Annotated in this window: 16 protein-coding genes and 3 pseudogenes; 13 read left to right on the top strand and 6 right to left on the bottom strand. The window is 70.1% G+C overall.

The window, feature by feature from the left end; genetic code table 11:
* Positions 1-46 precede the first annotated feature (46 nt).
* Positions 47-943, top strand: coding sequence for an NADP-dependent oxidoreductase (locus tag ACFV04_RS02995; protein ID WP_380526561.1), 897 nt, complete (start codon positions 47-49; stop codon positions 941-943).
* Between the two features lie 567 nt (positions 944-1,510).
* Positions 1,511-2,587 (top strand): ADP-ribosylglycohydrolase family protein, encoded by a 1,077-nt coding sequence (locus ACFV04_RS02990; RefSeq protein WP_380526424.1) that lies wholly within the window; start codon positions 1,511-1,513, stop codon positions 2,585-2,587.
* Here the strand turns inward: ACFV04_RS02990 and ACFV04_RS02985 are convergent.
* Together ACFV04_RS02985 and ACFV04_RS02980 are read right to left on the bottom strand one after the other, a co-directional pair.
* The gene (locus tag ACFV04_RS02985; protein WP_380526422.1) at positions 2,519-2,755 is read right to left on the bottom strand and encodes a hypothetical protein; all 237 of its coding nucleotides are present in this window, start codon (positions 2,753-2,755) and stop codon (positions 2,519-2,521) included. The genes ACFV04_RS02990 and ACFV04_RS02985 overlap by 69 nt on opposite strands.
* Positions 2,756-2,842: 87 nt before the next feature.
* Complete coding sequence (locus tag ACFV04_RS02980) at positions 2,843-3,310, bottom strand: DUF2199 domain-containing protein (protein ID WP_380526559.1); 468 nt, start codon at positions 3,308-3,310, stop codon at positions 2,843-2,845.
* Between the two features lie 286 nt (positions 3,311-3,596).
* On the opposite strand from ACFV04_RS02980, the gene ACFV04_RS02975 reads away from it, so the two are divergent.
* The 4 genes and pseudogenes from ACFV04_RS02975 to ACFV04_RS02960 all read left to right on the top strand — a co-directional run bounded on the left by ACFV04_RS02975 (position 3,597) and on the right by ACFV04_RS02960 (position 6,423).
* Complete coding sequence (locus ACFV04_RS02975; RefSeq protein ID WP_380526420.1) at positions 3,597-4,019, top strand: hypothetical protein; 423 nt, start codon at positions 3,597-3,599, stop codon at positions 4,017-4,019.
* A gap of 237 nt (positions 4,020-4,256) precedes the next feature.
* Positions 4,257-4,403 (top strand): hypothetical protein, encoded by a 147-nt coding sequence (locus tag ACFV04_RS02970; protein WP_380526418.1) that lies wholly within the window; start codon positions 4,257-4,259, stop codon positions 4,401-4,403.
* 69 nt (positions 4,404-4,472) lie between these two features.
* Entirely contained in the window at positions 4,473-4,685 is a 213-nt protein-coding gene (locus ACFV04_RS02965; protein WP_380526416.1) for a hypothetical protein, read from the top strand.
* A gap of 528 nt (positions 4,686-5,213) precedes the next feature.
* Positions 5,214-6,423 (top strand): annotated as a pseudogene (locus tag ACFV04_RS02960) (IS110 family transposase).
* Positions 6,424-6,540: 117 nt separating this feature from the next.
* Here ACFV04_RS02960 and ACFV04_RS02955 read toward each other — a convergent pair.
* Both ACFV04_RS02955 and ACFV04_RS02950 read right to left on the bottom strand, forming a co-directional pair.
* The gene (locus tag ACFV04_RS02955; protein WP_380526415.1) at positions 6,541-7,479 is read right to left on the bottom strand and encodes a hypothetical protein; all 939 of its coding nucleotides are present in this window, start codon (positions 7,477-7,479) and stop codon (positions 6,541-6,543) included.
* Between the two features lie 259 nt (positions 7,480-7,738).
* On the bottom strand, positions 7,739-7,918 hold the full coding sequence (locus ACFV04_RS02950; RefSeq protein WP_380526413.1) for a hypothetical protein: 180 nt from the start codon (positions 7,916-7,918) through the stop codon (positions 7,739-7,741).
* Positions 7,919-7,942: 24 nt separating this feature from the next.
* Between ACFV04_RS02950 and ACFV04_RS02945 the strand changes: the two genes are divergently transcribed.
* From ACFV04_RS02945 to ACFV04_RS02930, 4 genes are all read left to right on the top strand, one after another.
* Complete coding sequence (locus ACFV04_RS02945) at positions 7,943-8,296, top strand: hypothetical protein (protein WP_380526411.1); 354 nt, start codon at positions 7,943-7,945, stop codon at positions 8,294-8,296.
* A gap of 135 nt (positions 8,297-8,431) precedes the next feature.
* Complete coding sequence (locus ACFV04_RS02940; RefSeq protein WP_380526409.1) at positions 8,432-9,430, top strand: hypothetical protein; 999 nt, start codon at positions 8,432-8,434, stop codon at positions 9,428-9,430.
* A complete protein-coding gene (locus ACFV04_RS02935; RefSeq protein ID WP_380526407.1) occupies positions 9,384-9,941 on the top strand; it encodes a transposase in 558 nt (185 codons plus the stop codon). The genes ACFV04_RS02940 and ACFV04_RS02935 overlap by 47 nt, the downstream gene beginning before the upstream one ends.
* Positions 9,942-9,974: 33 nt before the next feature.
* Positions 9,975-10,202: a hypothetical protein gene (locus ACFV04_RS02930; RefSeq protein WP_380526405.1), complete on the top strand. Its 228-nt coding sequence runs from the start codon at positions 9,975-9,977 to the stop codon at positions 10,200-10,202.
* A gap of 367 nt (positions 10,203-10,569) precedes the next feature.
* Here the strand turns inward: ACFV04_RS02930 and ACFV04_RS02925 are convergent, their stop codons facing one another.
* Together ACFV04_RS02925 and ACFV04_RS02920 are read right to left on the bottom strand one after the other, a co-directional pair.
* On the bottom strand, positions 10,570-11,073 hold the full coding sequence (locus ACFV04_RS02925) for a hypothetical protein (protein WP_380526403.1): 504 nt from the start codon (positions 11,071-11,073) through the stop codon (positions 10,570-10,572).
* 65 nt (positions 11,074-11,138) lie between these two features.
* Positions 11,139-11,288: pseudogene (locus ACFV04_RS02920) on the bottom strand (ATP-binding protein); the annotation flags it as partial.
* Between the two features lie 145 nt (positions 11,289-11,433).
* Between ACFV04_RS02920 and ACFV04_RS02915 the strand changes: the two are divergent.
* The 3 genes and pseudogenes from ACFV04_RS02915 to ACFV04_RS02905 all read left to right on the top strand — a co-directional run.
* Complete coding sequence (locus ACFV04_RS02915; RefSeq protein ID WP_380526401.1) at positions 11,434-12,498, top strand: tyrosine-type recombinase/integrase; 1,065 nt, start codon at positions 11,434-11,436, stop codon at positions 12,496-12,498.
* Entirely contained in the window at positions 12,495-12,809 is a 315-nt protein-coding gene (locus ACFV04_RS02910; protein ID WP_380526399.1) for a helix-turn-helix domain-containing protein, read from the top strand. Before ACFV04_RS02915 ends, ACFV04_RS02910 begins: the two co-directional genes overlap by 4 nt.
* 663 nt (positions 12,810-13,472) lie before the next feature.
* Positions 13,473-13,680 (top strand): annotated as a pseudogene (locus ACFV04_RS02905) (hypothetical protein); the annotation flags it as partial.

The raw sequence follows: 13,680 nt of genomic DNA, 5'->3' as shown, positions 1-13,680 counted from the left end.
TAGAACGTTGATCTTTCACCTAGAGCGACGAGCACTGGAGCAGGACATGAAGGCGATCACCTACACCGAGTTCGGCGGCCCGGAAGTCCTCCGCCTCGCAGAGGTCGACGAGCCGCACGCCGGACCCGGACAGGTGCGGCTGAAGGTCGTGGCGGCAGCGGTCAACCCGCTCGACTACAAGATCCGCAACGGGTGGAGGCCGCAGATGGCGCCGCCGTTCCCGGTGATCCCCGGCGTGGAGGCGGCCGGCGTCGTCGACGAGGTCGGCGAAGGCGTGACCGGCGTCGCGGTGGGTGACGAGGTCCTGGGCTGGACCGTCACCGGCGCGTACGCCGAGCACGCGCTGGCCGTCGACTTCGGCCCGAAGCCCGCGGACCTCGACTGGGACCTCGCCGCGGCACTGCCCGTCGCCGTCGAGACCTCGGTCCGCGTGCTCGACGCCCTCGGCGTCGGGGAAGGCGACACGCTTCTGCTGCACGGAGCGGCAGGTGTGGCCGGCGCCGTCGGTGTTCAGCTCGCGGTCGCCCGCGGCGCCACGGTCATCGGCACCGCCTCCCCCGGCAACCACGACTACCTGCGCTCGCTGGGCGCGATCCCGGTCGCCTACGGAACCGGCCTCGCCGACCGGGTCCGCGAGGCCGCACCGCAGGGCATCGACGCCGTGTACGACGCCGCGGGGGCGGGCGACCTGGAGGTGTCGATCGACCTGCTCAGCGGCACCGACCGGATCATCACCATCGCCGATCCGAAGGCCGCCGAGCTGGGCGTCACCTTCTCCGGCCCCGCCCCGTTCGGTTCCCGCCTCGGCGAGTACGCCCGCCTCGCAGCCGACGGCAAGCTCACGGTGCGCATCGCGCAGAGCCTTCCGCTGGAGGACGCCGCGAAGGCGCAGGAGCTGAGCGCGAGCGGTCACGCCGCCGGGAAGCTCGTCCTGCGGCCGTAGCTCAGTCCCCGGCCAGCTGGGGAGGCACGACGGCAGCGCCCCGGCCGGTCGTCACGGTCCCGGCAAACCCGGCCAGCTCGTCCGCCTCCACCGGTCCTGCCTGCCGCAGGTGGCCGAGACCGCGGGCGAGCAGCAATTCTGCCTGCTGCTCGCACCACGTCCGCACGTTCCCGGCGCCGGCCGCCGCGGCCGAGCGGCTGGCCGGGCACCAAGCTCCGGCGTGAGGTGGCGGTGGTGCGCCCTCGGGTCGGTTGGTTGGTGCGGCCTGCGGCGCCTACTGCGGGCCCTGCGGGCGGCCCGGCCTGCCGACCCCCTACCGATGCTGGGCTGGGCCGGGCTTTTCCGTATCCGCATGTCGAACAGGCTGAACTGTAGACGAACCCCGTGACACGGAGGGTCCGGCGGTCAGCCGTCGGATGGGCGTCCCGGGCCGGGGTGCCCCGCCCGGGACGCCCTTGCATGACGTGCTCGGGAAGCGGCCGGCTACGTGGAGGCACGGCTGTGATGGGATGTCATTGAAGCCGGTGGTGTAAACGGAGGGGCGGGGGACTGGTGCGGAAGGCGGTCGTGAGTGAGGCGCGGGTGCGGGGGCTGGTCCTCGGGTCGGCCTTGGGGGACGCGGCGGGGGTCGTCCGGGGCCGGTGGCCGGCCGAGGGGCCGCTGCGGATCGGTGTCAGTAGCCAGTTGGCGGCGTTCACCATCGAGGGGGCGATCCGTGCCTCGGTGCGGCTGGACCACAAGGGGATCTGCCACGCGCCGTCGGTGGTGTGGCACGCGTACTGCCGCTGGGCCTTCCTGCAGGGCATCGAGCCGGAGCGGGTCTCCGAGCGCTGGACGGGCTACAGCGACGCCCGGTGGCCGAACGGCTGGCTCGCGCAGGTGCCCGCTCTGCGCGAGCGCCGCGGCTCGGCGCCGGCCACCGTCGCGGCCTTGACCGGACTGAAGCAGGGCACCCCGACGCAGCCGGTCAACGGCAGCCGAGGGGCCCACGCACTCACCCGGAGCCTGGCCCTCGGACTACTGCACCTCCTCTCCGGACCCAACACCTGCGCGACGCTGGTCCGCGCGACGGCCGCGCTCACCCACGGCGCTCCGGACGCCCAGGACGCGGCTGTCGGCGCGGCCCGGCTCGTGTCCCACTGCCTCACCGAGAACGATCCCTTCCGGGCGTGGACGGCATCCCGTCCGGGCGACGACCACCCGACCGACGCGCTGGTCCGGTCCCTGCCCATGCCGCACTCGGCAAACCCGGACACGGTCCTGGACCTGCTGAAGACACCCGGCGGCGTCCCGGACCCCGGGCAGCTCGCCTGGATCGCCCCGGACGCGACCGCCTCCTCGGCGCTGCTCGGCGCCCTCCTCGTGGTCTCCCGTTTCCCCGACCGCGACACCGTGGGCGCGGCCCTGCAGTTCGCGGCCGGCGCACCGGACGGCAACTCGGTGGCGGCCACTGCCGGTGCACTGCTCGGAGCCGCGCACGGCGCCGACGCCCTGCCCGTCGACCTGCTGAGTCGACTCGAACTCGCCTGGGTGCTCGACACCCTGGCTCGTGACCTGCTCCAGCAGTACGTCGACTCACCCGGCGGTGGCGAGTACGTGCCGGCCCGCGACCCGCATTGGTGGGACCGTTACCCCGGCGGGTGACACCAGCCCGCTCAGCGGGAAGACCACGTCCTCGGGCACGCCGCCGTGGTTGTCGTCCTCGTCCAGGTCTCGGCCGCGGGCGAGGACGGCGTCCGCGTACACGGCCGGGCGCTGGCTGCCGGTGCGGGCCTCCGGCTCCGACACCGCCGCCCGTGCCGCCGACGCCACCACGATATCCGGGGGGGTGGTGTCACCGGGCCCGGAGGCTCAAGCATTCTGGCGCCCGCGGGGTCAGTGGCACTCGCGCGTCAGCCCTCATGCCTGGTTCCTGCCGTGGGAGGGGTGAAGCACCGCCGCGGCGATCTCCCGTACGCGATCCCGGGTGATTCCCGTGCGCTGTTCGACGGCGAGGGGGTGGTCGGTGGGTTCGAGTTCGACGAGGGGGCGCTCGCCGACCGGCCGGGTGTGGACGTGGGTCTTCAGGTTGAGGGTCGTGGGCGAGTAGGCCGGGAGGTCAGTGGTGAGCCAGCCGAAGTAGGGATTCTCCGCTTCTCGGCCGGTGGTGTCCCACAAGTCCACCGCGCGGGAGAAGTTCTCGCGGCTGAGCGAGACCCAGACAGCCCAGGAAAACACCTCGTCGCTGCCGATGACCGGTATCTCGACCAGACCCTTGACGAAGTAGTGCTGTGCCCGGATCACGCACTGGTCCGACGAGAGTAGGCAGTCGTCCGCATCTGCGAAGGCCGGATCCCATGCGGCCGGGGCCTCGGCCGTGTAGTTCATGGGCAGCTCAGGGTGGTGCGCTCCACAGCACGAGCAGAGGAATCCGAGATCACTGGTCATGACGTGGAGCCTAGTGATCGCCTTCGCCGCCCTTGACCGGCACCCACCGGTACCACCAACGAGCAAGCAGACCACAGCCCAGGTGGGCCAATCCCGACGCTCACAGGCCAGCTCGGCCGCTCAGTCTCAGTGGTGCTGACCAGTGCCGATGGCCGCCGGGTGAACGGACCGCGACGCCGGCGACGCCGTGGTGGTTCGTTCACCCTGAACGGACCTTCAGCCGCGCGTGCCAATGCCGGAGCTGCTGGCGCGCCTGGCGAGGGCCGTCGGTGTCATCCCGGCCGATCTGTGCACTGTCGGGCATGAGCGTCTGGTCCACCTGCGGGTGTTCGCCAGCCGCAGCCGCGCCCGGATGGCCCGGCGCCTTGGCATCGCCGAGGAGACCTACCGGCAGCTGGAGACCACAGGGCGCCGCGGCACCCGCGCCCACGACGACCGCGCCCGCGACGAGTGGATCGCCTGGGACGACCGGGCCGCCCCGGCCTTCGGCACCACCCCCGAAAGGCTGCCGGCCGCCCTTCGCCGCACCGAGGAGTACTGGCCCGTACTGCGCGAGCAGCGGTGGCAGCGGATTCGCGAGGCCGACCCGCGGTGGGCCGCGACGGTCGGGCAGACCACCAGGCGACCTGCCCGCCACCCAAGAGGCTGACGACCGGCCGCACCGCGCTCCGGCCGCCGTCCCGGACCGTCGGCAGCGCCGCCGGGCCCCTGCTGCGCCCAGGGGTCTCGCGGCCCGTTGAGCGGGTGCTTCCAGCCTGGGTGTTCGTGCGGTGCGTGCCGCGGGCAATGGGATGCGGCACGCACCGCCGTGCCGATCGTGTCAGGGCCCGTGGCGGTCCGTCTCACGAGGGGCCTCCCATGCACGGCTGCCGCGTGCCTGGAGGATGTGGGCGGTCCGTGGGAGAGCTTCACCGCCCGGAAACGGGCGATGGTCGAGCACCTGCGCCCCCGGACCGCCCGCCGGGACCCGTGGGGCGACACGGTCGAGGACGAGGACCCCGCACTCGCCGAACTCCTGCGCCGCGGGGCGTGAGTCGGCTGCCGGAGCCGGCCGCCGACACGACGGCCCCACACCGCCTCGGGGCCTGACGGACCGGCGGATGTGCTGGCACTCGCCCCGCCGGAGGTGCTGATCGCCCGGGAGGCGGCCGGGGCTGACCGCCGGGCATGGGAACAGTGCGCGCGGCCGGTGCCCGCCGGCCGCCTATTCGCCCGGGCGGCCGGCGACGCCGGGATCGGCAGGGCGCAGGCGTTGGCGGCCCTGGGTCTGGCCGCCGGTGTGCGGGCCGACGTGGACGCGGCGAGGCGCGGCTGATCGACGCGGCCCGCACGGCCGGTGCCTCATGGAGCGAAGTCGCAGGGATCCTCGGCATGACCAAGCAGCCGGCCGCCGCGAAGCCGCCCGACTGCTCCCGGCCGGGACGAAGCTGTCAAAGCTGCGCACCGAGCGCGACGGCCGATGACCCGGGCTTCGCACCAGCCGCAGCCTGAACTGCCCGAAGAAGTAGTGGCGTTGAGGCTGTGCCCGTCGGCTGTCTCTGCGCCTACTGTGGATCACGTCGGGCGGCCCTACCCTCGTTACCTTCTTCGTGGCCCTGAAATGGGGCTCCTGGCCTCCGGGTCCGGCATGACTGTTGCCCCCTGTCGATTGCATGACCTGGGGGGTGGTGTGGGGTGGTGTCACCGGGCCCGGAGCACCGTGTGACCGCTGATGAGAGGCCTGACCGGCACCCGGCCGAGCGCAATGCCCGGCCGCTGACGGGTGCCGGGTCTGCGTAACGTGGATGCGCGCGAACGGTGCCGACGGGCGAGGCCGGGACGATGAACACCTTCGGGGGGTTCGGTGTTCGACACGAGTGACATCGCGGTCTTCCTCGGCCTGGACGTCGGCAAGGGCGACCACCACGGCCACGGCCTGACCACAGCGGGACAGACCGTGTTCGACAAGCGGCTGCCCAACAGCGAACCGAAACTGCGGGCCGTCTTCGACAAGCTCACCGCCAAGTTCGGCCGCGTCCTGGTGATCGTCGACCAGCCGGCCTCGATCGGCGCCCTGCCGCTCGCCGTGGCCCGTGACGCCGGCTGCGAGGTCGCCTACCTGCCCGGCCTGGCCATGCGGCGCATCGCCGACCTCTACCCCGGCGAGGCCAAGACCGACGCCCGCGACGCCCACGTGATCGCGGACGCCGCCCGCACCATGCCCCACACCCTGCGCGCCCTCGAACTCGCCGACGAGACCGCGGCCCAGCTCACCGTCCTGACCGGCTTCGACCAGGACCTCGCCGCCGAGGCCACCCGCACCAGCAACCGCCTGCGCGGCCTGCTCACCCAGTTCCACCCCTCACTCGAACGCGTCCTCGGCCCGCGCCTGGACCACCCCGCCGTCACCCACCTGCTCGAACAGCACGGCTCCCCGGCCGCCCTGCGCAAAAGCCGGTCGACGAAGACTCGTGACCCTGATACGGCCCAAGACCTCGCGCATGGCCGACCGCCTGGTCGACGAGATCTTCGACGCGCTCGACGAGCAGACCGTCGTCGTCCCCGGCACCGCCACCCTGGACGTCGTGGTGCCCTCCCTGGCCCGCTCGCTCGCCGCCGTCCAAGAGCAACGACGCGCCGTCGAAGCCCAGATCGGCGAACTGCTGGAGGCCCACCCTCTTTCGAAGGTCCTGACCTCGATGCCCGGAGTCGGCGTCAGGACCGCCGCCACCCTGCTGGTCACCATCGGCGCCGGCAGCAGCTTCCCCACCGCCGCCCACCTGGCCTCCTACGCCGGCCTCGCACCGGCGACGAAGTCCTCCGGGTCCTCCATCCATGGTGAACACGCCCCGAGGACCGGCAACCGGCTCCTGAAACGGGCCATGTTCCTCTCCGCGTTCGCGGCCCTCCACGACCCCGACTCCCGGGCCTACTACGACCGGCAACGCGCCCGCGGCAAAACCCACACCCAGGCCCTTCTCCGCCTCGCCCGCCAACGCATCAGCGTCCTGTTCGCCATGCTCCGAGACGGCACCTTCTACGAGACCCGCACCCCCAAAGCCCTGCCCGCATGACCCGATCGACCTTGACGAAGGACATAGAGGCACCCCCGGGGCGGCCCGGCCCCCACGGTGCCCCGGCCTTTCCCCTTCGGCCGGGGAACCAACTGCTGGTGACGCTGGCTTTCCTGCCTATGAACCGGGAGAGATGTTGTCGGCGGTGATGCTCAGTGTTGGGACACCTCCCTCTCGCAGAGGATTCCCCAGTTCCATAGCGGAGCCATCGCTCTTCGGTCTCACAAGCGTGGCATAGGTTTTCGCTCCTGCCGCGATCGAGCCTTCGAGCTCTCCGCGAGCCCCCGCATTAATCGGAATCCAGAGATCGTCGCTCCCGCTGGTGACGTTAACTTCGAGAGAAAACGTACAGTCCAGTTTTGCGGCAAAAAACACGTCGAAGGTGCGCGCATCCTTCCGATTCAAGACAACTGGGCGATCGGAAAAGTCTTTGCCGAACATGATTTCGGTAGGCTTTTCAGACGCTACGTTCCCAGGCTTTGGGTACCCGTTCCAGACGCTTGCCGCGCGTGTGTCGTACTGGCTTACCTCGAAGCCGATGACTGTGCGCTTGATGTCTTCCCCGGATCCTCCCGCCGGTGGCGGGTAGACGAGCGTGCCAGCATAGGCGGGCGGATGGTTTAGTGCGTCCTCTACGCTGGCTGCGACCTCGTGGGGGCAGTCGCGATCTTTCAGCTTGAAGTTCTGAATGATCGTAGTTTCGTCTCGCAGTGCCCTGATGGTAAATCTAATGGAGTAAAGGCTGATAGGGCGAGCCTTGTATTGCTCTAGCCATTCGCCGAATGAGTTGGTTCGTTTGGATAGGTCGCCTAGCTCGTGGGTCGGGCCGGGGAGTGCGTAATTTACCGCGATGTAGTCGGGTGATCCCATGGTGATTGATACTGGCGGACCGGCGGCGGTGTCCTTTTCCTCTTTGTCTTTCTGCTTATCCCGCTCCTCGCCTGCGCTCGCAGCATCAGCGCTCCTCTTGTTGGAGTCGTTGCCCTGAGTTGTTTGCCAGGCTTGAATTGATCCGAAGATCAATGTGGGAACAAGGGCTGAAATCAGCGGAGCCATGATCGTGCTGTTCTTCCACCACCGTGGGCCGGGTGGGGCTGGCGTGGCTTGCCCGGCCGTCCCTCCAGCGCCAGTGCCGGTCGGCGCGGCTTGTCCTGCTGCTCCCTGCCCGCCGGTGCCGGGCGTGGCGCCCGGTGAGGGCGGGGGATTGCTCCCGGGCGGGTTGGGTGATGGCTGCTGAGAAGTCATGGAAGCCCCCGAGTTGCAGTCGCGTGAGAGACGGTATCTAACACAGCTTCCTGCTGGGGCTCAACTTGCATCACTGATCAATGACTTGATCAATCTGAATGGCGTTCAGTTTTTCGGCATCGAGGCCTCGGCGCGACGCTAGTGCCTCCGAGCACGCCTGGACGTCGTCGCCACCGCCGGCCTCCTCGCCCGCGCCGGGCTCGGGTACCTGGAGGCGTTCTCCACCGAGGTCGAGCACCCGATCCCGCACCGCCGCTCCCTGTTCACCGACCTCGTGCTGCGCGACCCCGGTTCGGACGTGCCGGTGCTCCTGGTCGAGGTCGACCGAGAGAACGAAGGCGTCGGCACACTCGTGGAGAAGCTCACCTCCTACCGCACCTGGTGCGAGCTCCCGGCGAAGGGCACGGCGAAGGCCGAGTTCGAGGCCTCGCTGCGCCGCCGGGGCGCCCGTACGCACGGCCTGCGGCTGTGGCCCACTGTCTACCCGCCGACCGGCCGCGAGGGCCTGCCGCCGGTCGCCCTGGTCCTTCAGGCTGGCCGCAAGCGCGACCGCCCCGGCGCCAAGCGGCTCACCCCGCAGCAGAAGGCCCCTTCCACGCATGCACCACCCGCTGTTGTCTCGCGGTGATGCGTGTATCGCACGCCCCGCTCTGGTGTCAGCGGAATGCCGATTGCGCTGTCACCGACGCGCAGAGTCCGGCTTCCTGGATCCAGGACGCCTGTGCGCAGGGGCACGGGTTCTCGCGGCGCCCAGGGAGTGGAGGTGGTGCTCGTGCCGGTGGAGGACGGGCCGGCCAGCGCGGGGCCGGTGGTTCCGGTGGCGCTGGCGCGGCAGCAGGCGGTGGACCGGCTGCTGGCCCTGGACGCGCGCGGTGAGCTGGCGACCGGCCATGTGCGGCTGGTCGCGGACGCGGTGGGGGTCTCGCTACGCACGGTATGGCGCTGGCTGGCCGCGGCCCCGGCCGGGAGGGGCAGCGCGCCGCGGGAACCAGTCGGCCCGGGCCGCGAGCCCATTGCTGCCATAGGGCTGCGCGGCCAAAATGGCTGCATGGTCGTAGAGGTGACAACACCGGGCTCCGAGCACCACGCAGGCACTGCCGGGCCCGGCCGGGTGGAGCCGAGGCCGGGGCGCCTGGCCCGTGACGGTTTGATCGAGAAGCTCAATCAGGCGGTTCGTCGACCCGAGGCCCACGGCGGAGTGCCCGTCCTACCGTTGTTGCTTGACTTGATAGCAGAAGCCGGTCAGCAGACCGAGGACACGCTGTGGATCCCGGATACGAATGAACGCCTCAGCACTGCACCCTTCGTGCGGGAGCACTCCACAGACCCGGCCATCCATGTGACCGCATCCCAGTACGGCGAAGACGCATACCGACGCGGCTGGCTCCACCTGGACCGGACCCTCTCCACTGCGGACCACGCCGCGCTCCTCGACCGCGCAGCCGCCTGGGCGGGCACGGATCGCACCCTGCACGATGTTCTGGACGAGTTCGGCCCGGCATCGGTCACCTTCGGCAACCCGGCACCCCACCTCCCCAAGACTCCCAGCTACGCGAGCAGCGACCGTGGAGCCCCGTTCGTCGCCTTCCACTTCGCCCCCGCACCAGGCGAGTCAGCAGCTGTGCCAGAGCCCGTGAAATCTGCCGGCGCTGCACTGCTTGCTGTCCGCGGCGTGCCGGGAGCACTCTTCGGTCTGAAGCTCACCCCACGCGGTCGTGCTGTCTGCTGGCCAGAGCAGATCCTGCCAGGAACGTGCCCCTGAACTGGAGTACTACCCGGCCGCCCTGGAGGCCTTCCAGAGCAAGGTTGGCGGCCTGGCACGGTCGGACGCCCGCGCTGTGCTCGCTGCGGCACCGACCCCGGCCAGGGCGGCGAAGCTCTCCCTGCCCCAGTTGCGATCCGCACTCAAGCGCGCCGGCCGCCAGCGCAGCATCGACGCCGAGGCCGAACGGCTCCGCGACATCTTCCGGGCCGATCACGCCCGCCACCCCAACGCGGTCGAGGACGCCTTCGGTCACCAGCTTCTCGCCCTGCTGAAGCAGTTCGACGGCGCCTGTCAGGCCGGTGACGACCTCGCCGAAGTGGTTGAAGCCGCCTTCCGCGAACACCCCGACGCCGAGAAATACCTCAGCTTCCCCGGCCTCGGCGTCCAGCTTGCCGCCCGCCTCCTGGCCGAGATTGGCGACGACCGGACCCGGTTCGCCAACGCCCGCGGCCTGAAGGCCTACGCCGGCTCTGCCCCCATCACCCGAGCCTCCGGCAAGAAGAGCTAAGTCGGCAGACGCATGGTCAAGAACAATCGGCTCATGCACGCCGGATTCCTCTGGGCCTTCTCCTCCCTTCAAGCCTCGCCCGGCGCAGACGCCCACTACCGACGCAGACGCGACCGCGGAGATTGGCACGCCGGCGCCCAGCGCAACCTCCTCAACCGCCTCCTCGGACAGCTCTTCCACTGCCTCCAGAACCGTGTGCTGTTCGACGAGAACCATGCCTTCACCTCCTCCGTCACGTCGTCGATCCCGACTGCTGCTTGACTCCATAGCTCCCTGAGATGTCTCTGTCTGTCCCTCTCCCCGTTCCTGGTGGCTGGTTGGTGCGGTTGGTGGGTGACGGTCCGGGCAGCAGGGGTTCTCACCCTGCGGGGCCGTTGGGAGTGTGAGCGTCCGGCGACAGCCGGCCGCCCACCGGAGCGGCCGCCGCCCCGGCAGACAGCCCCCGTCACGCCCAGGCTTACCCGCTACGCGGCGGTCTCGGTCGGGTTGCCGGTGTGCTGGATGTCCGCGTACTCGTTGAAGTGCCCAGCCAAGTACAGATGAACGTGCTCAGCGAGATGGCCGCCAGGTGCCGCCAGTCGTGAGGATCCCCAGGGCATGACGGATGACAGCTCGATGCGGGTTCCGGTCAGCTCTCCTGATGTTGGGCCGCTGTCTCCGGCCGGTGCCATTCGTTTACCGGAGGCACTCCGTTTGGCCAGGCGAAGCGCAACTCGCCGTCCATCGCGGCAAGCAGCCACTGGGCCAGGGTGACGCCCTGGGGCCAGCAATCGCCGTCTGCGTTGGACCACATCGCGCCATCCGGATCGCGGAAATCGATCATCGACCACATCGTGCAGCCCCAGTCGTAGAGCGGCACCACTCCGGCAGGCACTCCGCCGGTGGGGTCCGGTCCGTGCTCATAGGCTTCTGCGATGTGCTCGTGCCACTGCCCCACGTCGACTGGCAGGACCCCGTCGGCGGGGCCGAAGCCGCCGTTGGACACCTCTGTGTAGAGCCGCCGCAGGAGCGTGGGGAAGGCGAACCCGATGACGTGTTCCGCCTTGGCAACGGCCCCTGGCGGGGCGGGCGGGGGCGCCTGCCGCTTCCGGGCAATCTTCCGGCAAGCCTCAATGATCTCGTCATCGGTCACCGGTTGATCGTAGAAGCCGGCTCGGACAGCTGAGGTCGTCACTCCGGGACGAGGCTCTCGGGCGGTCAGGCTGCCTCGCTGTCGCGCTCGATGGCGGCGAGGTGGTTCTTCAGCCGGTAGCTGGGGCCATTGATGGAGATCACGTCGCAGTGGTGAAGGAGCCGGTCGAGGATGGCGGTGGCGAGGACCTCGTCGCCGAAGACCTGGCCCCACTCATCTGGGGCTGGCACTTGTTCCCTGCAGGGAGTCTGCCCTGCCACCTGGCCGTATCCCTCTCCTGCTGTCCTCGTTGAATCTCATGGCGGCATGCGGCTTTTCCAGGTGCTGCCTTGATGGTTCAGGAGCGAGGAAGGTGTGCCGGTGGGCGAGGCGAGACTGCAGGTCATCGCGGGCGGCGCCGTCTCGCAGGGACCATTGACCACGGACCCCTGGCGCTTCCAGACCATCTGCGTCGACGCGTTCGTCGCCTCGTGGCGGGCCCGAGGGTTCAGCTCGGTGACCATCGACAACGACATCGGTCTGTTGGAACGGACCCTCACGGCGCTTGGCCGCCCCGCGTGGGAGGTCACGCCCGAGGACATCGACCGCGTTGTCGGCGATCTCGCGGTCCAAGGCCGCAAGACGTCGACCCGGCGCGAGTACGTGCAGATCTTCAAGGGCTTCCACCGGTTCCTTCAGGCCCGGAAGGCAGCCGAGATCGAGGCCGCCTTTGGTGTCCGACTGGTCTGCCCGGTTGATGAGTTCAACGCCTCCCGGCATGTGGGCGACGACTCGCCGGCCCTGCTGCCGCCCCCGACACCCGAGCGGGTGAACGAGTTCTTCGACTTCATGAAGCAGCGCATCGCCACCGCCCGGAAGTACGGACCCGCAGCCCGGGACTATGCGATGTTCCGGACGCTGTATCACGCCGGGCTCCGCTCAGAGGAGGCCTCGCTGCTGGACCTGCCGGACCTGCACTTCACCCGCGGCCCGTTCGGCAAGCTCCATGTCCGCTTCGGCAAGGGAGCCCACACCTCCGGCCCGCGGCCGCGGTGGGTGCCCATGCTCGACGGCCTGGACCTGGTGCTGAGGTGGTTCCTGGAGGACGTGCGGCCCAAGTTCCCCGACTCGCCTGTCCTGTTCGCCGACGAATCCGGTGGCAATCTGCACCGCGGGACCATCCGCAACCGGCTGCGGTATCTGATGGAACTCGAAGGACGCCCGGCCGCCGAGCGGTTCAGCCCCCATGCCCTGCGGCGGGCGTGCGCGACCCACAACTACGAACGCGGCGTCGACCTCGTGGCCATCCAGCAGCTACTCGGTCACTGGACGGTCAGCTCGACCATGCGATACGTCCGGCCCTCCGCAACGTTCATCGAGGACGCCTATCAGCGGGCCGTCGCCAGCACATTGGCCGAGCTGACCGGGAAGGACTCCACGGCATGAAGATCCAATGGCGGCTGAGGATGGCCGCAGCCCGGCGCGAGGTATGGACGGGCACCGAACTACGACGGCTGCTGGCCGAGAAGGCTGGCCTGGAGCTGTCCTCGGCCTCGGTGTCGGCGTTGTTCACCAAGGAGCCCTCGCAGGTGAAGATGACCACGCTGGCAGCACTGTGCACCGCGCTGGAGTGCACCCCCAACGACCTGATCGAGGTCGACACCACCCCGGTCGAGCGGCCGATCGCTCCGCCTCGACCGGTCGCCGACCTGCCTCAGGCCGCCTCCGCTCGGGGCCGGTCGATGCCGCCCCTGTGACGGCAGGTATTGATGGGCAAGAAGCAACGCGACTGCGTCACCTGCGGCGCCCCGGTCGGATACCTCGACCGCGAGCACTGCTGCCGCTGCTGGCGAAAAATGACGGAAGAGGCTGCCAAGGCGACTTGTCCGTCCTGCGGTCTCGCCCGGGTGCTGCAGCAGGACACCGGCCGGTGCATCCTGTGCTCGCGCGTCTGCGGGCAGTGCGGGCATCCGGTCCGGTCCGCGGACAGCCCGCTGTGCCGCGACTGCCGCAACAGGTCGCGGCGCCTGGCAGCCAAGCAGCCGTGTCCACGCTGCGGCAAGCCCGGTCTTCTGCGTGAGGCGACCGGCTGGTGCGGGCCGTGCTCCCATCCGGGATCGCCGAAGAAACCGCCGCAGGTCTGCCGCGAGTGCGGGCAACTGCGGCAGCATGAGGGACTGGGACTGTGCTCGGCCTGCTGGCAGAAGCACCCCGGCCGGCCGTTCATCCGCGCGGAACATCTCCGTGAACACCTCCCCGAACCGCCATCCTGGCTGAGCGACTTCGTCGCCCACATCGCCGCGCGGCACTGCGTCTCGCGGGCCTGCGGCTTCGTCACCGACCTGGGACGGCTCCTGCAGGACAAGCACTCCAACTCGCCCCAGGCCCTGCTGGAACGATCACGAAGGCCAGGAAGGTCGATGGGTTCCTTCGCCCGCGCGCTGGAGGACTTCTTCACCCGCAACGGCCTGGCACTGCCCACTGACCAGGCAGACAAGCTGGCCGCCGGCCGCCGGCGGCGGCCCCACCAGGGCCGGGGGGCCCAGCAGGGCCCCGCGCGGGGGGCCGGCGACCACGACCCGCGGGCGGGCCACCGCCCGGGCCCGCGGGGAGGCGACCACCGCCGCC

Source organism: Kitasatospora sp. NPDC059599, assembly GCF_042735125.1.
In the GTDB taxonomy this organism is placed as follows: Bacteria; Actinomycetota; Actinomycetes; order Streptomycetales; family Streptomycetaceae; genus Kitasatospora.
Note: the sequence above shows the minus strand (reverse complement) of the source record. Positions and strands in the feature narration are given on the sequence as shown.